Below are 17,125 nucleotides of genomic sequence, written 5' to 3'. Positions count from 1 at the left end.
CCTCTGTTTTGCAAGCACTGAATCAGGTTTAGGTTGTTGCTAACATCTATCCGGCATCAGGAATATACCTGTGCCCAAATGGGAAATCCGCACACAGTCGCCTCAACACTTGGACGGCCTCATGGACCAGTATAAAAATCAGGTTCCGACTGGGCAGGTGCAACCTGTTACCATTTTCAGTACGCTGCAACTTTCATGAGGTAAGCCTTAATTTGATGCGGGTTGATATTCAGTTTCATGCCGGAGGATCGACCAGATAATCCGGGCGTTTTTGTTTGCCACCGCGACAGTAGTCTTATTGAATCCCCGTCGTTCTTTCAACTGATTAACCCATTGGTTTAGAGAACCGTCATTGTTATTTGTTGCTACCCGGACAACTGCGCGGGCTCCGTGAATCAAAAGCGTTCGTAAGTGCTTGTCGCCTTTCTTGGTGATATTCATCAGCACCTGTCTGTCTCCGCTCGAATGCTGCCGCGGGACAAGTCCAAGCCATGCTGCAAAATGACGGCCGTTTTTAAATTCCTGACCATTACCGATCGCAGCAACAACAGCTGTAGCCGTTTTCGGGCCAATCCCTTTAACTTTTGCTATGCGCTGACATTCTGCTGATTGCCTGAAAACAGTTTCGATCTCCTTATCAAAAAATTTAATTCGTTTCTCAAGATCGATGAAAAGCTCATAGAGTTCAGCAATTGTCTTTCGCATTCTTATGCTTAATCCATTTTCAGCATCTTCAAGTATCAGTGGAACAGCACGGCGGGCTCTGGACATCGCTGCACCAATTGAGATGCCGCGATCAAGTAAAAGCCCTCGTATCTGGCAGATTGTTGCAGTTCGGTGATTAACTATTCGTTGTCTGGCCCGATGTAACGCCTGTATATCCTGCTGTTCCGGGCTTTTCGGGGGGACAAATTGCATCGTTGGTTGCATCAGTGCCACCGCGATGGCCTGTGCATCATTGCCATCGTTTTTCTGCCCGCGAATAAAAGGCTTAACATACTGGGGACTGATGATTTTCACTTTATGCCCCAGTTTTTCAAATTCTCTCTGCCAGTAAAATGCTCCCGTGCATGCTTCAATACCAATCAGGCAGGCGGGTATATTAACCAGCGTCTGAAGTAAAATCTTTCGCTCAACACGCCGTGTATAAACCGGCTTGCCTGCCTGATTCAGTCCGCAGAGCTGGAAAACATTTTTTGCCAGGTCGATGCCCATAAATACAATGTTCATAGTCACACTCCTGCTGGATGAATTATGTTCAGTTAAGCGCAGGGGGAAGAGGTAGTCCATCCCATTACATGGCGTAAGAAGTATGGCGGTATGGAGGTGCCTGAGGTTAAGCGCCTGAAGTCGCTTGAGGAAGAGAACGCCAGACTCAAGAAGCTGCTTGCTGAAGCCATGCTGGATAAGGAGGCGCTTCAGGTGGCTCTTGGGCGAAAGTACTGACGACAGACCAGAAGCGGGAAGCCGTGGAAGTTATGTGCGAGGCTACGGGTCTGTCGCAACGTCGTGCCTGCAGGCTGGCAGGTCTGTCCCTGTCAACCTGCCGTTATTCGGTTCAGCGTCCGGCTGCTGACGCGCAGCTGTCTCTACGCATCACAGAGCTGGCACTTGAACGCCGCCGTTTTGGTTATCGGCGTATCTGGCAGCTTCTGCGGCGTGAAGGTCTTTGTGTTAACCACAAGCGGGTTTACCGTATCTATCAACTTAATGGCCTGAGGGTAAAACGCAGGCGACGTCGTAAAGGGCTGGCAACAGAACGTCTGCCGCTGCTCCACCCGATGGCGCCCAATCTGACCTGGTCTATGGATTTCGTCATGGACGCACTGGCCACCGGTCGCAGGATTAAGTGTCTGACCTGCGTGGATGATTTTACGAAGGAATGCCTGACAGTACAGTCACTGTTGCCTTCGGGATTTCAGGCGTGCAGGTCACGCGTATTCTGGACAGCATTGCGTTGTTTCGCGGCTATCCGGCTACGATAAGAACTGACCAGGGGCCGGAGTTTACCTGCAGAGCACTTGACCAGTGGGCTTATGAGCATGGCGTGGAGCTGCGCTTAATCCAGCCGGGCAAGCCAACGCAGAACGGATTTATTGAGAGTTTCAATGGACGCTTTCGCGATGAATGCCTGAATGAGCACTGGTTCAGCGATATTACTCACGCCAGGAAAATCATTAATGACTGGCGGCAGGATTATAACGAGTGCCGTCCACATTCGTCGCTGAATTACCAGACACCATCTGAGTTTGCAGCGGGCTGGAGAAACAGAAAATTAGAAGGTAATCAAACCGACATTACTAACTGACCGTTGTATCTGAGACTGGGGGCAGGTCATGCTGATATTTATCTGTGGGGATAGCGAATTTAGTGCCTGCTCGGCTACTGCCGCCGAGCCCCAGCGCTCGATTAGTTAATCGCTCTGAAACTACTAATTTTTCCCGTCCAGCTTGATGTAAAACGGATCGCAGAGCAGCCATCTCATTTTGCAATGTGCGCAAGGCAATACCTTGCCCCAGACGTGCAGCGATATAACTTTCGATATGCCTCGCTTTCAAATACTGGACGCTGCGAATTTGAATATTCAACGCCAGCAAGTGATTACAAAATCTGTCAGCAATACGAATGCGATCATGTACAGTCTTGTGACTACCGCCAACCTGCTTCGCTAGCTGCTTCATTTCTCTACCTATTCTACTCATCTGATACTCCAATCTGCTTCTCTGGCGCATGGCTCATAACGGAAACAGCGCTGCCGTTCCGTACTGAAAGTTGCCTGTGCGCCAGAGCGGGTGCAGTTGAGGTATTTCGGGGTGTCAGTGATGCACTCAGTGCAACTGCCTGCTATTGCAGGTAATCCCTAGGCTTATGCCTGCCTCGGCAACAATTCAGATCTCCTTTAAAAAATGGATATTTGGTGTATGAAAACGTGGTGTCAGATTCAGATACCCGTTTGAAACGGGCGCAGGTAGAGGATGGGCAGCGGTTTACGCTATGGCGTCACTTTCAAGCGTTGGCACGCAAAAAGTGACGCCACGTATCTCACGCAGCACGACTGCCGTTTGCTCATGCCTAACGGCATAAGCAAAATGCAGCCCGCAGCGTTCAATACGCGCCATGATTTTTTCGGAGAGGATGTAGCTAACTCTGTATGGTCAAGGAGTACATAACGTGTCAGTAGTGGCACATTAGTATAGGGGAATGCTAAAAGGGGCTGGCAGCAAATTACTGACAGCTTAGTTAACAATCGAAATATTCCTGTTTAGGAATGGTTTCTATGTGGAAGCACCTTATTAATAAGGCATTCGTTTGTTTAATGTACCCTCATCGTCACGCAGTAGGAGCGGTTCTATTGACGATATTTGCTTCCAAGGGCGAGCAAATGTACCGCTATTTAGCTTTACCTTTCAGGCTACAGTAATTTTTGGTGATCACCCGAAGGCGTTTCTCTCAGATCACTGGCATCTATTCGATGCTCGAAACATTGGTGGCTGTCTTAGACAGCAGAGTTACAAAACTGAATCTACGTTAATGAAAATGATTTTTCAAGGCATCGGAAGATGAATTAGGCGAATCATGCTCAGGATTGGCTATGATTTGAGCGCCAGAAAAAATTTTGGGGGCATTAACGGGGGCATGGTAGGAAATTGAATGAAAATTAATTATATTTATTCATATCCTTAGGTTTTTAAGTTGAATCCTGTAGGGACCAATATCTTTCAATCACTTACAGTCAACTCCCCGTTTTCAATTTTCCCGAGTGGCACAGATTTGGGACATCCACCTTAAAAATCGCATCAATATGCCGGGCATGTTCAGTCAGGTGGTTAGGTGCCTGGTGCGCATACCTCTGTACCGTTTCTATGCTTTCCCAGCCTCCCATTTCCTGCAGCGGCGAAAGCGGAACGACAGCCTGAAACAACCAACTTGCCCACGTATGCCGCAAATCACGAAAGCGGAAGTTTTCAATACCCGCACGCTTTAACGCCGCACGCCATGCAGTGTTAGAATCAACTCGCATTTTCCTGACAGATGCTGTTGACGTGCCGTCATTACGCTTCGATGCAATCGTGTGAACAAATACGCTGGCGTGGTGATTACCAATCTGACGACGGAGAACAGCGCACGCCGTGTCATTCAGTGCTACGCCAATAGCTCTGCCTGACTTGCTGTCTTCCGGGTAAATCCACGCCACCTTTCTCTGCATGTCAATCTGCTGCCATGTAAGGTCAACAATGTTAGACCTGCGCAGCCCTGTTGCCAGCGCAAACTCAACAGTAGAGCGCAATGGCTCCGGACATTTTTCTACCAAGCGTTGCTGCTCAAGCCAGCGAACTCGCTTGTTCCTTTTCTGTGGGACTTTGATGACTGGAGACTTCTCGATCCACTTCCACTCTCGTTCTGCTGTCCGCATCATCGCCTTCATTTGCGGTGGTCAGCTAAGACTGGCCATAATTCCCCCGTCATGAGCACTAACGCCATGAAACCTTCATTGTTACTCATAGTCAGCATCCTTTTTAAAAAATGATTACACGTTCAGATTTCATTCTGTTTACCGGGCATAAACACAGCGAAACTGACATATACTCATTATGGAAACGGATAAATCCAGCGGGGCAACACATAACGATGGCAGATTAATTAACGATGATTACGATCTGAGGTGGCTATTTTTTTATTCAAGAAAGGCAGGGTTGATAACATCAGCGAACAGGTGGTTATGGTAATCCGGTTTCATCCGGCAGGCCTTACTTATGTTGTGATGTACTCCGCATTCCAGGATGAATGCCGGGCCCGTTTCGTCGATTGAGCGATCTTCTGATCAGGAAAACAGGCAGAGGCCGCAGCGTCTAAACTGCGTTGCGATCGAGGAGGCTGCGCTATGATCAAAAGGCCGTTCGGATAGTAGCCGGGTGGATGAAGGTACTGAATCCCGATGGCGGGTAATACATCTCCCCCAGTGGCAAGAGTATTTTTCTCTATTTCATTAGGGGTAATGGCACTGGTAAGGTTCATCTTCCCTTTTACCCGGTTAAATAGCGTTGCCTGTTTTAGATGACCACAGAGTATTGGCCATCGACAATAGTGGCTAATGTTTTTTATTTGGAATTTTCAATCTGTTTTTGTAAATAATGAAAGGCAAGGAATGTCTTATAAAACGCAGTGTAATCTGAAAATAGCGTTAAAAACTTGATGGCGATTTTTTTAACCGTATTATCCGCCCTGTTTTTCTACCATGAGATAATTAAGGGAAAACAACCGGTTTAATTCTGTCAGTGGTCAGATAAGTGACTGGCTGCACAGCAGACAGATAAGTTAATAGCTGAAGTTATCAGTATTTATAAGGATGTAATATGAAAGTTTTAAGTTTAGCTGAAGTGAGCGCCGTATCCGGGGCTGGAGATATGCCTGAAGCACTGCAAAAGCTAGGGTTTGATACTTTATTATCCTACCTTAAGTACGGAAAAGAGATAGGCATCGATCCTCTCTCGTCAAAATTGGGGGGAGTATCTCTGGGTATTGGTTCACTTTATCGTGAATGGTGCAATAATATGGGTTTCGATGCTGAAAAAAGTGCAGAATTAAACGGTTGGACACTCAACTAACAAAACCATTTTGAAACTGGCCATCGTTAATATGGTCAGTTTTTTAAAACCTGTTCCGGACGTTTCAGGAAGAACGTATCGGGAGCACCCCCTCTTCGTTGCTTTCTCTTTCGCCTCTGCCACCTAATAATGCTTAATAATCAATTGTTTACCCTTTGTTTCTGACAAGGCCTCTTATTCCAGTTATGTCATCACTACTCAATAAATTTAATTTTTCAAATACCTTGTTGGTAATTTTAAACTATTTTACCCATTCTGAATTTTAAAGTTTTTTAAAAACACTATGATCTCTTAAAATTGAAAAACAGGGTTGATGGGCGTGTTTTGCTGGCGTATTATCTGGCTCGTTTTCTCTGCAGGGAAATAAAAAAGCACAGGTTCTTGTGCTCTTCGTGTTAATTTTTTGGTGGTCTGATTGTAATGTGAATGAGTTACTTATGCAGACGCTGAAAAACTTATTAAAAGGATATTGATATGAAAATGTTAAATGCTGCAGAATGCAATGCCGTATCCGGTGCTGGTGATATGGCAATGTCGCCTGAGGGGTCATTCGGCAACGAATTCCTGGATTTCATGGTATGCTTCAAAGAGTTGCACCTCAACCCTACCAAGATTTTCGTCAACGGCACACATGTGGACTTCAGTGGAGTGTTCCGTGAGTGGTGCAGTGCCAACAACATCAATGCTGAAACAACGGCGGCGGAAAACGGCTGGAAACTGTAATCCAGCGTAAATAGTCAGGGCCAGGCGTGACCTGGCCCTTTTCATCAGTTCACTGTCCCCACAATACGTAAATCCACTTCATCGGGTACTTCATTGTAAGAAAGCACGTGCAGCCCGGCGGCAAACAGACGGCTGTAACGGGCGATCAGCGGCCTTAACTGCGGTGTGGCCAGCAGTACCGGCGTCATGTTTTGTGCCTTAAGCTGTTCCAGCACGACAGGCAGGGTAGACTGGAGCTGGGTGAGTATATTCGGATCGACGGGGAAACTGTCCAGGCTGACTTTCCCCGCCTGCTGCGCCTGGTTCAGTGACCCCAGCAGCAGATCCTCCAGCTGGTTATCCAGCGTATAGGCCGACAGTGGCTTGTTATCCGGCGCAATGGCCGCCACCATCGCCCGGCGCAGGGCAAAGCGTACGTCGGAGGCGAGTAAAATGGCATCTTTAGTGATTGCCGCACTCTCTACCAGCGTGGTCGCAATGGTTGCGATGTCCTTGAGCGAGACCTGATCCTGCAATAAAAGACGATATACCTTAAGCTGCTGGCTGAAGTTCAGTGCGCTGTTCAGGTCGTCCGCCAGCTTAGGGGCCACCCCCGCCAGCCGCAGGTTCAGCTGGGTGATATCATCGTAGTTAAACAGTTCGGGCAGGTGCTCCCGCGTCACCCGGTTGATATGCGTGGCGATAACGCTGGCGCAGTCGACCACCTGATAGCCCAGATTCAGCGCCTGGGATTTCATTTCCGGGGTGATCCAGGTGACGGCCAGCCCGTATGCCGGGTCGGTATCCAGTACGCCGTCGATTTCGCCGTACTGTTCGGCTGTGGGGATCGCCATCAGGCGATCCGCATGCACTTCACCCACTGCCGTACGCACCCCGTTGACCTTGATGGCATACTGCGCGGGCTTCAAACGGAAATCTTCCCTGATTGACATCTCCGGCAGCAGCACCCCGCTGGTCTCCGACACGACCTGACGCACGCCGCGTACGCGCTGGGTCAGCGGGCTGCCTTTGGCTTTGTCCACCAGCGTCACCAGCTTATAGCCCAGGTTGAGCCCCAATGGTTCAATCAGAGGAATACTCTGCCAGCAGACAGTAACGCTGTCACTCTCCTCCAGCACGGTATTTAACGCCGCCAGATCCCCGGCGCTCTGGGCAGGCTTGTCGGCCACCCGGTTCTGACGCCAGGCGGTAAACAATAGCAGGGCGGTAAAAATCAGAAATACCGTGTGCGGCATCCCCGGCACCACCGCCAGCACGAACATCACCAGCGCGGCGGTGTAAAGCGTGGCAGGTTTGGCCAGCAGCTGACGCTGAATGTCGTCAGATATCCCGCTGCTGTCGTCGTCACTGACCCGGGTGACGATAATCGCTGCTGCTGTTGCCAGCAGCAGGGACGGGATCTGGGCCACCAGCCCATCGCCAATGGTCAGCAGCACATATTGGTCAAAGGCCTGTCCGGCATCCAGATTGTGTTTAAAAATACCAATAAGAATACCGCCGATTACGTTGATCAGCAGGATCATAATCCCGGCAACGGCATCCCCACGTACAAATTTTGAGGCCCCGTCCATGGCCCCGTAGAAGTCAGCCTCACTGGCGACGTCTTTACGCCGGACGCGCGCCTGTTCCTGATTAATCAGTCCGGCATTCAGATCGGCGTCAATCGCCATCTGCTTGCCGGGGAGGGCGTCGAGGGTGAAACGTGCGGAGACCTCAGAAATACGTTCAGCGCCCTTGGTCACCACCACGAAATTAATGATCATCAGGATCACAAACACCACGAAGCCGACGACAAAATTGCCGCCGATCACCACGTTGCCAAAGGCTTCAATCACCTTACCGGCTGCGCCCACCCCTTCATGGCCGTTAAGTAGCACCACACGGGTTGAGGCCACGTTAAGTGTCAGGCGCATCAGCGTGGTCACCAGCAGGATGGTCGGGAAGACGGAGAAGTCCAGTGGACGCTGGCTGTTCACGCTGGCCAGCAGCACCATCACCGACAGCACAATATTAAAAGTGAACAGCGCATCCAGCACGATCGGTGACAGCGGTAAGATGACCATTGCCAGCACGCTCAACAGCAGCAGCGGTACGCCAATATGACTGTTGCGCAGCAGGGACATCAGCGAGCGTAAATTAAACGTTGCCATGTTTCTTTAACTCATTTTCAGGAAGGGGAATATGCACGTCCAGGTGCGGTTTTTCACTCTGTCCGGCACGCCAGGACTTGAGCTGCATAACGTATGTCAGTACCTGGGCTATCGCACGGTAAAGGGAGGCCGGGATCTGTTGGTTTACGCGCGTACTGTAATAAACCGAACGGGCCAGCGGCGGAAATGCCACGATTTCAATCTGATGTTTTGCCGCCACGCGGCGGATGTGCAGTGCAACGTCGTCCAGCCCCTTTGCCACAATGTAAGGGGCGGCGGCTTTGTCGGGGGCATACTTCAGTGCCACGGCATAGTGGGTCGGGTTGACTATTACCACATCGGCCTGAGGCACCTGCCGGCTAATCTGGCCCAGGGCCATCTGTCGCTGCAGCTGCCGGATACGCCCTTTTACCTGCGGATTACCGTCCTGATTTTTATGTTCATCGCGTATCTCTTTTTTGGTCATACGCATCTTTTTGCTGAACAGGAAGCGGCTCAGCGGTATATCGATAAAGGCAAACAGGGCGAGGGTGACAATAAAAACTTTCATTATTCCGGCGTAGTGGGCTAACCCCTTATAAATTGCCTCTGGCAGAAAGTGGTTCTGCAGTGACATCATCTCCGGCAGGGCATCCTGGATCGCGGACCACAGCAGCGCCAGCAGGATCGCGCACTTCAGGATCATCTTCAGCACGTCGGTCAGATGCTGTTTACCGACCAGTCGCTTAAGACCTGAGAGCGGGTTCAGTTTTTTAAAATCCGCTTTGATGCGGCCGGGAACAAAAATCCAGCCGCCGGGCACCATCGACGCGAGACAGGCGGCAAGGGGGATGGGCACCAGCGTCGCCAGCACCTTTAAAATAATCAGCACCTGGGTCAGTACAAACTGATGCAGCGCGCCGTCGTCATCAAGGTTTCTTGCCATCTGGCGCACTGCCGTGAACGACATCTGTACCTGATCGAGGTAGAAAGGAAAAAAGGCACTAACGGTCAGCAGACTGGTGACCAGCCCCGCGGCCATCGTCACATCTCTGGAGCGGGGAATATCGCCTTTATTTCGCGATTTTCTCAGCTTGCTGGCGGTTGGCTTTTCACTTTTATCGCCGCTACTGGCAGACATCAACGGCTCCTTAACTGGTCAAACTGCGCCAGAATATGATTGGTGAGCGACAGATAGTGATCGGGGAGGCTGCCACTCAGCTGCATCAGGCAAAACAGGCCGAACAACAGGCTGATGGGAAAACCTAAGGCAAACAGGTTCAGCGTGGGTGAAATACGATTTAACAGACCGAAAACCCCCTGAACCAGCAGCATAATCAACACCGTTGGCAGGGCCAGCAGTAGTGCGCTGGCCAGCAGCCAGCCCGCGCCAGTGGTGAACGTGCGCAGGGTGATGGCGGTGACAGCCTGGCCCACCGGCCAGTAGACAAACCCTTTATACAAAATCGTGATTGCCAGCAGGTGCCCATCCAGCGTAAAAAACAGCAGTACGGCAAACACAAATACAATTTGTGAAACCACCATCGTTGAGCTGCCGTTACCGGGATCGTTCATCACCGCCATGCCCAACCCCATGTTCATCGACAGGATCGCCCCAGCGGCCTGAAGCACTGCAAACACCCAGTTCAGCATCTGGCCAAACAGTAATCCCCACAGGATCTGCTCCCCGGTCAGTAACAGCGCCTGTATCGTCATCAGCTCCTTCAGCACGACGTTATGGTCCAGCATCGGAACAATCAGAATGCTTAACAGCAGCGCCAGCCCAGCCTTTGCCTTACGGGGAAATGCACGGTGTTCAAATACCGGGCAGAAATGGAAAAAAGCGGCAATCCGCACAAATGGCAGCCATAGCGCCAGCAGCGGGTTGAGCAGTTGTTCAATTGGAATGCCCATCATCAGCCTGCCAGAGTGGATGCCTGTTCAAAAATCAACAGGGTAAAATCGATCAGCTGTGTCAGCATCCACTTACCGGCAAACACCAGCACCAGCATGGTCATCACCAGACGCGGAAGAAAGCTCAACGTCTGCTCGTTAATCTGCGTAGTGGCCTGAAAGACGCTGACCAGCAGGCCGGTCATCAGGCTGGGCAGAATAGCGACCACGGAAATCATCAGCACCAGCTTCAGCCCCTGGGCAATGATGTCGCCCGCCACGTCAATCGTCATCATGGCGGCAGCCCCTGTACGCTCTGGGTCAGCGTACCCACCACCAGTGACCAGCCGTCACAGAGGACAAACAGGATCAGTTTGAACGGCAGTGAGACAATCAGCGGCGACAGCATCATCATCCCCATCGCCATCAGAATGCTGGCCACAATCAGATCAATCACCAGGAAGGGGATGTAGATCATAAAGCCGATTTTGAAGGCGGTTTTCAGTTCGCTCAGGACAAAAGCCGGGGCCACAATGGTCAGATCCTGATGTTGCGGATCGCCGCTGGCGCGGGCAATGGTCATGATCTGTGCCAGTGAGGTTGAACTGGTCTGCGACAGCATAAATTTTTTCAACGGCGCTTCACCGGTGGTCAGCGCCTGTTGCAGGCTGATCTGCTCGGCCTGGTAAGGTAGCACCGCCTCCTGATAGATCTGCGTCCACACCGGTCGCATCACCAGAATCGTCAGTACCAGCGCAATCCCGGTCAGGATCTTATTGGGCGGACTCTGCTGCAGGCCTATCGCCTGGCGCAGCAGGGCCAGAACGATAATAAAACGGGTGAAGCAGGTCATCATCAACAGCATGACAGGCAGCAGCCCGAGCAGCGTCATCAGGATCAGGATCTCGACCTTTACACTGTAGTCCTGACTGCCGTCAGGCTGGGGCGTTGCGCTGAACAGGGCCAGTCCGTTGCTCTCTGCCTGCACCAGTAGCGGAGTCAGCATCAGGCCGACCGTCAGTGCTAACCGGCCCCCATATAACAGGTTCATCGTGCCAGCTCACCCAGCTCTTTATTGTTGAAGGCGATGATCCGCAGCCCGTACTTGTCGTTAAGCACGACCACCTCCGCTTTTCCCAGCAGGATACCGTTGACCTTGACGTCCAGGGGCTCCCCCGCCATTTTGTCGAGTTCCAGAACGGAGTCGTTGTCGACATTGATCAGCTCAGCCAGTGACATCTCCACGGAGGCGACTTCCAGCGTCAGGGTTACCGGGATCCGGCTGAACAGTGACAGGTGGCGCTGTTTTTCGCGCAAAATAGCGCTCTGTGCCGCTTCCTCAGCGGCCTGAACGTCCGCTGACGGCGCATCATCCAGAGAAAAATCAAAATCCAGTGCGTTCTCAGCCGGCATATTCACATCAGTCATAAGCTTTCTCGTTAGTTAACTCGTTGAATTCGGAAAAAAATAATTTGCCCTGTTCTTCGGCAATCACCGCGTTGAACAACGGTTGTTTGCCAATGAACAGCGGGATCCGGTCGCTTAACGTCACCGGCAGAATGTCGCCGCTCTTCAGCTGGAGAAGGGCTGCCACCGTAAGCGGAACCGTGGCCAGCCGCCCATGCAGGCGCACGGGTAATGTCATAAATGAGGTTTTTATCCCGGTTTCCGGCCGATCCGGCAGGGAGCTTTCTCCCTGCTGGCGTAAATTAGCCAGCAGACGATCCACGTGCAGGGTGTCCAGCAGGAGAGAAAACTGTCCCTCATAGCCGTCCAGGGTGAATTGAATACGATACGACCAGTGGGTGATCAGCGATGTGGGATCGGCTTTAATCAGTAATGTTTTACCAAATAGCGCCTCTCCGGCGATCAGGGAGACCAGCTCCTGCGCCAGCTTATTTTTCAGCCGCTCTTCCGTTTTAGTCACCGGGGCTTCTGGTGAGGGAGTAATATCCTGGCGTTCCTTATTCAGGCCGTAATAATCGTTCAGTATGCTCAACAGCAGGCTGCGTTCAATATCAAATGCCAGGCTGCCAACATCACTGGTAAGTATTTGTGCCTGTTTTTGAACAATGTCCATTTCAAAGCGCATTGTTTTCAACGCAGCATTGACGCGGTACTTCTTTAAAAAGTAAGTATTTAGCTTTATATCCAGGCTGTCGTGCATATCATTAAATATCTGAGGTATTTTATGATAGGGCCGCCCGAGTTTGTTGATTTCCAGCTTGATCATTTCCGGGTGTTGTCCCGTATGATAAATTTTTACATGGCTTCGGCACTGTTGCATGATGTTAACCCGATGGCTTCTCCTCTGAATAAGCCCAGAGAGATATATATTGATAAGGATATTTAAGTTTCTCTCACTTTGGCCGCTTTGTGTGTAAGTTTGGTAATGGCCATCATAAGATTGTTTCCATTTCTTAATTAGACCAATAACCAATCTTGATGACAATTTAAAAAGGTTTATTAATTTTTTAACTTTTTATTTATTTATTATCCGCTTAGTACCTGGTGATGATTTTTTAATTTAACTTGTTGTTTTTTAAGGTTAATATTTTTTTAATGGCAATTAATGTGACCCAAATCAATATTGCCAGTATACTTTTTTCATCACTGAAGTGTGGCGTGGAGAGCTTTTAGTCTTTCTTTGATGCGTTTTTTTAAATCACTTATGCCGATTTTATCTGCATGTCAAATTTAATCTGGTGCGATGCCGAAGCGACGGAAAAATAGCGTGTCGTTGTTGTCATGCCTGAAGAGAACGAGTTGAAAATGAATAATTCCGACTTTATTGCCTGTGAAAATTCGAGCGTGATGTTGCTTGCGCTTGCCAGGCGTGTAGCAAAACATAACGTCCCCGTTCTGATTACCGGTGAAACGGGAACGGGAAAAGAGTGCGTAGCGAAATATATTCATTGTCATGCCTTCGATGATGCCTCCCCTTATGTGGGCGTAAACTGTGCTGCCATTCCAGAAAATATGCTGGAGGCTATTCTGTTTGGGTATGAAAAAGGCGCATTTACCGGCGCAGTGAACGGCCAGCCAGGGAAATTTGAACAGGCAAACGGTGGGACATTATTACTGGATGAAATCGGTGATATGCCTCTGGCGTTGCAGGTCAAGTTACTTCGCGTTTTACAGGAGCAGGAAGTTGAGCGTCTGGGGAGTCACCGGCGTATTAAATTGACGGTCCGGCTGATTGCCTCCACCAATAAAAATTTGCAGGAAGAAATAGCGCAGGGGCGCTTTCGTCAGGATCTGTTTTACCGGCTTTCCGTGGTGCCCATGCATATTGCCCCGCTCAGAGAGCGACCACAGGACATTATTCCCCTGACCGAGCGTTTTATCGAAAAATATCACTCGCTCAGCCTGGCTCCCCCCCGACTGACCGCCGGTGCATGTCGCGCGTTGCAACAGTATTCGTGGCCCGGCAACGTGCGCGAACTGGAGAACGCGGTCCAGCGCGGGCTGATTATGTGCAGCGACGGCGTCCTCGATGCTGGCTGCTTCGGCATCGCAATGCCAGCGTCAGCGGCGATCGCCATGCCCTCACCGGAGCCGGTCGCCGGTCGTCCAATGAAGCAGCACGGACGCATGGCTGAATTTCAATACATTGTCGATCTGCTGAGATGTCACCAGGGCAACAAGACCCGGACCGCTGAATCACTGGGCATTACGCCACGCGCACTGCGCTACCGTCTGGCCTCCATGCGCCAGCAGGGGTTTGATTCCAGCCTTATGTCTTAATCCGTTTTACCAGGAACCTATTGTTATGATCGATAAAATTTCCAGCGATGCCTTTGCTACTGGCCAGGCGCAGATGATGGCGCAAATGGAAAAGATGCGTACACAGGCAGCGGGCAGCCCGGCCGCTGTCGCTCCCGGCCTGCCGCCGACGGCATCGCTCTCCACACCGCCTTTTGGTTCCGTCCTTGCACAGACCCTCCGGCACGTCGATAACCTGCAGCACGTCGCAGCGGATAAACAGCGGGCCATCGATATGGGGATCAGCGATGACCTTACGGGCGCGATGCTGGAAAGTCAGAAAGCCAGCGTGGCATTTTCCGCCATGATGCAGGTGCGTAACAAACTGACCTCTGCCTTCGATGACGTTATGAATATTTCACTTTAAGGTGCACCGTGGGCGAAAAACTGAAGTCCCTGCTGGCTGGCTTACCGGTCACGCAGTTGAAAAAAAGCTGGCCCGGCGCGCTGGGGGCGCTGGCGGCAACGGCCATCATTATGGCCCTGCTCTGGCAGAACAACAGCCACTACACCCTGCTGTTCGGCGCGAAGCAGAACATCCCGATAGCTCAGGCCGTGGAGGTGCTGAGTGGGGAAGCGATCCCCTATCGCGTTGAGCCGCAGAGCGGCAGCCTGCTGGTACGTGAAAGCGATCTGCCAACCGCCCGTATGGCGCTGGCGGCAAAAGGCATCACCGCGCGGACGCCTGCCGGTTATGAGCTGATGGATAAAGAAGAGATGCTCGGCAGCAGCCAGTTTATTCAGAATGTCCGCTTCAGGCGCAGTCTGGAAGGGGAGCTGGCCCAGAGCATGATGGCACTGGATGCAGTTGAGTTTGCCCGCGTCCACCTTGGCATCAGCGAAACCAGCTCCTTTGTGCTGAGTAATAAACCGGACAGCAGCGCCTCGGTAGTCCTGCGGCTGCACTATGGCCGCACGCTGACGGACGATCAGGTTGCCGCCATTGTTAACCTGGTGGCCGGCAGCCTGCCGGGAATGAAACCAGAACAGGTGCGGGTTGTCGATCAGCACGGCACGCTGCTTTCCGCCGGTCTGGAAGCGTCAGGCAGCCGCAGCGGGGAAAAATCAGTCAGTGACGCTATGCAGCGACTGCGGCAGGAGACCGGGCGCAGCCTGGCCAATGTGCTGATGCCGGTGATCGGTGACCAAAACTTTCGCATCAGCGTGGTGCCACGTCTCAACGCCAGCCGGGTCGAGGAGACGCAGGAGCGCTTTCTCGGGGAGCCGCGTCCGGCCAGTGAGAGTCTGATGCAGGAAAATACTACCGAGCAGCTGGCGGTGGGGATCCCCGGCTCCCTGAGCAATCGCCCGGCGAACTCGCCAGCCGCCGCACAGGGTGGAAACAATCCGGCGCAGCTGGCCACGCGCAACCAGGCCCAGCGTCAGTTTCATTACGATCGCGACATCCGCCATATCCGCCACCCCGGCTTCCAGCTGGAAAAACTCTCGGTTGCCGTTGTGGTGAATCAGAACGCGCCGGCGGTGAAAGCGTGGACACCTGAGCAGCAGAAACGGGTTGAGCAGATGCTGAGTCAGGCTGCCGGTATCGACGCCACACGCGGCGATGCGCTGACCCTCAGCCTGCTCAACTTTAGTGAGGTTGAGCCAGACGCTGAACCGGAAACGCCGTGGTGGGAACGCCAGACAGTGATCGACTGGATCCGACGGGGCGGCATCGCGCTGCTGGTCGGGGTGATCACGCTGTTTGGCCTGTTACCGATGATGCGTCGTATCGGGCTGCGTAAAGAAGAGGCAGAAAAAACGCCAATGGCCCCGGCGCGCAGTGAAGAGGAGGACGGGGAAGGTGATGACCCGGCACCGGGTCTGCCAGCCAGCACCTTCCAGGGCGATGACAACCTGCCGCCGCAGAGTTCGGGTCTGGAAATCAAAATCGCCTACCTACAAACCCTGGCCCGGAGCGAAACCGATCGCGTGGCTGAAGTCATTAAACAGTGGATTAGCAGCAATGAGCGAAGCACCAGCAGAAAGTAAGAGCAACAAAAGCAACAGCGCGGGAAGTCAGCGTCCGCGTCTGGAACAGGCGGCCATTGTCTTACTCAGCATCGGGGAAGAAGCCGCCGCGACGGTGATGAGCAAATTCTCACGTGAGGAAGTGATCCGGCTCAGTGAAACCATGGCCCGCCTGCACGGTATCAAGGTATCGCAGGCAAGGCTGGCGATGAATAATTTCTTTCAGGACTACCGGGAACTGAGCGGCATTAACGGCGCATCGCGCAGCTATCTGCGCAACATACTGGAACGCGCGCTTGGCGGGGAGATCGCCCGCAGCGTGATTAACGGGATCTATGGTGATGAGATCCGCTACCGCATGGCCCGTCTGCAATGGGTGGATACCCCCCAGCTGGCGGCGCTGATCGACCAGGAACATTTACAGCTGCAGGCCGTGTTCCTTGCCTTTCTGCCGCCGGATGTGGCCGCCACGGTGCTGACTCACCTGGATGCCACGCGACAGGATGACATTCTCTATCGCATTGCCCGGCTGGACGACGTCAATCGTGACGTCGTGGATGAGCTGGATCGACTGATTGAACGCGGTGTTGCGGTGCTCTCCGAACATGGTTCAAAAGTGCAGGGGATCCGGCAGGCGGCCAACATTGTTAACCGCATCCCGGGCAGCCAGCAGATCCTGCTGGATCAGCTGCACGCCCGCGATGAAAACGTTGTGGATGAGCTAAAAACGGAAATGTACGAGTTTTATATTCTCAGCCGACAGAACGAAGCCACGATGCAGCGTCTGCTGGAGGAGATCCCGATGGAACAGTGGGCTATCGCCCTGAAGGGCGTTGAGCCGGTGCTGAGTCAGGCGATTTATGCCGCCATGCCTAAACGGCAGATACAGCTGCTGCAAAGCACCACCTCGCGGCTGGGCTCGCTCCCGGTCAGCCGCGTCGAACAGGTACGTAAAGAGATTATGGCCCGCGTACGTGAGCTGGCCGAAGACGGTGAGATCCAGGTACAGCTGTTCAGCGAACAGACCATGGAGTAGGT

14 protein-coding genes and 3 pseudogenes are annotated in these 17,125 nt (G+C 52.1%); 7 read left to right on the top strand and 10 right to left on the bottom strand.

The window, feature by feature from the left end; translation table 11 throughout:
* Nucleotides 1-207: 207 nt before the first annotated feature.
* Complete coding sequence (locus ACZ3HG_RS13815; protein WP_465333065.1) at nt 208-1,230, bottom strand: IS110 family RNA-guided transposase; 1,023 nt, start codon at nt 1,228-1,230, stop codon at nt 208-210.
* Nucleotides 1,231-1,296: 66 nt separating this feature from the next.
* Here ACZ3HG_RS13815 and ACZ3HG_RS13810 point away from each other — a divergent pair.
* Nucleotides 1,297-2,308: pseudogene (locus ACZ3HG_RS13810) on the top strand (IS3 family transposase); the annotation flags it as partial.
* A 31-nt stretch (nt 2,309-2,339) separates the two neighbouring features.
* Here the strand turns inward: ACZ3HG_RS13810 and ACZ3HG_RS13805 are convergent.
* Both ACZ3HG_RS13805 and ACZ3HG_RS13800 read right to left on the bottom strand, forming a co-directional pair.
* Nucleotides 2,340-2,702 (bottom strand): annotated as a pseudogene (locus ACZ3HG_RS13805) (phage integrase N-terminal domain-containing protein); the annotation flags it as partial.
* A 1,031-nt stretch (nt 2,703-3,733) separates the two neighbouring features.
* Nucleotides 3,734-4,426: pseudogene (locus ACZ3HG_RS13800) on the bottom strand (site-specific integrase); the annotation flags it as partial.
* Between the two features lie 928 nt (nt 4,427-5,354).
* Between ACZ3HG_RS13800 and ACZ3HG_RS13795 the strand changes: the two are divergent.
* Both ACZ3HG_RS13795 and ACZ3HG_RS13790 read left to right on the top strand, forming a co-directional pair.
* Nucleotides 5,355-5,606 (top strand): hypothetical protein, encoded by a 252-nt coding sequence (locus ACZ3HG_RS13795; protein ID WP_465333064.1) that lies wholly within the window; start codon nt 5,355-5,357, stop codon nt 5,604-5,606.
* 474 nt (nt 5,607-6,080) lie between these two features.
* Nucleotides 6,081-6,329 (top strand): hypothetical protein, encoded by a 249-nt coding sequence (locus ACZ3HG_RS13790; RefSeq protein ID WP_465333063.1) that lies wholly within the window; start codon nt 6,081-6,083, stop codon nt 6,327-6,329.
* A 44-nt stretch (nt 6,330-6,373) separates the two neighbouring features.
* Here the strand turns inward: ACZ3HG_RS13790 and ACZ3HG_RS13785 are convergent, their stop codons facing one another.
* From ACZ3HG_RS13785 to ACZ3HG_RS13755, 7 genes are read right to left on the bottom strand one after another with little or no spacing between them, the layout of a single operon-like run.
* Entirely contained in the window at nt 6,374-8,479 is a 2,106-nt protein-coding gene (locus ACZ3HG_RS13785; RefSeq protein ID WP_465333062.1) for a flagellar biosynthesis protein FlhA, read from the bottom strand.
* Entirely contained in the window at nt 8,466-9,599 is a 1,134-nt protein-coding gene (gene flhB / locus ACZ3HG_RS13780) for a flagellar type III secretion system protein FlhB (protein WP_465333061.1), read from the bottom strand. The genes ACZ3HG_RS13785 and flhB overlap by 14 nt, the downstream gene beginning before the upstream one ends.
* The gene (gene fliR, locus ACZ3HG_RS13775; RefSeq protein ID WP_465333233.1) at nt 9,599-10,372 is read right to left on the bottom strand and encodes a flagellar biosynthetic protein FliR; all 774 of its coding nucleotides are present in this window, start codon (nt 10,370-10,372) and stop codon (nt 9,599-9,601) included. Before fliR ends, flhB begins: the two co-directional genes overlap by 1 nt.
* 2 nt (nt 10,373-10,374) lie before the next feature.
* Nucleotides 10,375-10,647, bottom strand: coding sequence for a flagellar biosynthesis protein FliQ (gene fliQ, locus ACZ3HG_RS13770; RefSeq protein ID WP_465333060.1), 273 nt, complete (start codon nt 10,645-10,647; stop codon nt 10,375-10,377).
* Complete coding sequence (gene fliP, locus ACZ3HG_RS13765) at nt 10,644-11,402, bottom strand: flagellar type III secretion system pore protein FliP (RefSeq protein WP_465333059.1); 759 nt, start codon at nt 11,400-11,402, stop codon at nt 10,644-10,646. The genes fliQ and fliP overlap by 4 nt, the downstream gene beginning before the upstream one ends.
* Complete coding sequence (locus tag ACZ3HG_RS13760) at nt 11,399-11,779, bottom strand: FliM/FliN family flagellar motor switch protein (RefSeq protein ID WP_465333058.1); 381 nt, start codon at nt 11,777-11,779, stop codon at nt 11,399-11,401. Before ACZ3HG_RS13760 ends, fliP begins: the two co-directional genes overlap by 4 nt.
* A complete protein-coding gene (locus tag ACZ3HG_RS13755) occupies nt 11,772-12,803 on the bottom strand; it encodes a FliM/FliN family flagellar motor switch protein (protein ID WP_465333057.1) in 1,032 nt (343 codons plus the stop codon). Before ACZ3HG_RS13755 ends, ACZ3HG_RS13760 begins: the two co-directional genes overlap by 8 nt.
* A gap of 320 nt (nt 12,804-13,123) precedes the next feature.
* Here ACZ3HG_RS13755 and ACZ3HG_RS13750 point away from each other — a divergent pair, with 320 nt between their 5' ends.
* Genes ACZ3HG_RS13750 through ACZ3HG_RS13735 form a run of 4 tightly spaced genes read left to right on the top strand, consistent with a single transcriptional unit; the run spans nt 13,124 to nt 17,123 of the window.
* Nucleotides 13,124-14,098: a sigma-54 interaction domain-containing protein gene (locus ACZ3HG_RS13750; RefSeq protein ID WP_465333056.1), complete on the top strand. Its 975-nt coding sequence runs from the start codon at nt 13,124-13,126 to the stop codon at nt 14,096-14,098.
* A gap of 25 nt (nt 14,099-14,123) precedes the next feature.
* Nucleotides 14,124-14,483, top strand: coding sequence for a flagellar hook-basal body complex protein FliE (gene fliE, locus ACZ3HG_RS13745; protein ID WP_465333055.1), 360 nt, complete (start codon nt 14,124-14,126; stop codon nt 14,481-14,483).
* Nucleotides 14,484-14,491: 8 nt separating this feature from the next.
* Nucleotides 14,492-16,108: a flagellar basal-body MS-ring/collar protein FliF gene (fliF, locus tag ACZ3HG_RS13740; RefSeq protein WP_465333054.1), complete on the top strand. Its 1,617-nt coding sequence runs from the start codon at nt 14,492-14,494 to the stop codon at nt 16,106-16,108.
* Nucleotides 16,083-17,123 carry a flagellar motor switch protein FliG gene (locus ACZ3HG_RS13735; RefSeq protein WP_465333053.1) on the top strand — a complete coding sequence of 347 codons (1,041 nt, stop codon included), beginning with the start codon at nt 16,083-16,085 and terminating at the stop codon, nt 17,121-17,123. The genes fliF and ACZ3HG_RS13735 overlap by 26 nt, the downstream gene beginning before the upstream one ends.
* The last annotated feature ends 2 nt before the right edge of the window (nt 17,124-17,125 follow it).

The sequence above is a fragment of the Erwinia sp. PME.40.26/001 genome, assembly GCF_055556675.1.
Note: the sequence above shows the minus strand (reverse complement) of the source record. Positions and strands in the feature narration are given on the sequence as shown.

Excerpts from the sequence above, each read along its gene's own strand:
- fliQ (WP_465333060.1), bottom strand. The coding sequence starts at position 10,647 with ATGATGACGATTGACGTGGCGGGCGACATCATTGCCCAGGGGCTGAAG.
- fliP (WP_465333059.1), bottom strand. The coding sequence starts at position 11,402 with ATGAACCTGTTATATGGGGGCCGGTTAGCACTGACGGTCGGCCTGATG.
- flhB (WP_465333061.1), bottom strand. The coding sequence starts at position 9,599 with ATGTCTGCCAGTAGCGGCGATAAAAGTGAAAAGCCAACCGCCAGCAAG.
- ACZ3HG_RS13790 (WP_465333063.1), top strand. The coding sequence starts at position 6,081 with ATGAAAATGTTAAATGCTGCAGAATGCAATGCCGTATCCGGTGCTGGT.
- ACZ3HG_RS13735 (WP_465333053.1), top strand. The coding sequence starts at position 16,083 with ATGAGCGAAGCACCAGCAGAAAGTAAGAGCAACAAAAGCAACAGCGCG.
- ACZ3HG_RS13760 (WP_465333058.1), bottom strand. The coding sequence starts at position 11,779 with ATGACTGATGTGAATATGCCGGCTGAGAACGCACTGGATTTTGATTTT.
- ACZ3HG_RS13795 (WP_465333064.1), top strand. The coding sequence starts at position 5,355 with ATGAAAGTTTTAAGTTTAGCTGAAGTGAGCGCCGTATCCGGGGCTGGA.
- ACZ3HG_RS13750 (WP_465333056.1), top strand. The coding sequence starts at position 13,124 with ATGAATAATTCCGACTTTATTGCCTGTGAAAATTCGAGCGTGATGTTG.
- ACZ3HG_RS13785 (WP_465333062.1), bottom strand. The coding sequence starts at position 8,479 with ATGGCAACGTTTAATTTACGCTCGCTGATGTCCCTGCTGCGCAACAGT.
- ACZ3HG_RS13815 (WP_465333065.1), bottom strand. The coding sequence starts at position 1,230 with ATGAACATTGTATTTATGGGCATCGACCTGGCAAAAAATGTTTTCCAG.
- fliR (WP_465333233.1), bottom strand. The coding sequence starts at position 10,372 with ATGGGCATTCCAATTGAACAACTGCTCAACCCGCTGCTGGCGCTATGG.
- fliE (WP_465333055.1), top strand. The coding sequence starts at position 14,124 with ATGATCGATAAAATTTCCAGCGATGCCTTTGCTACTGGCCAGGCGCAG.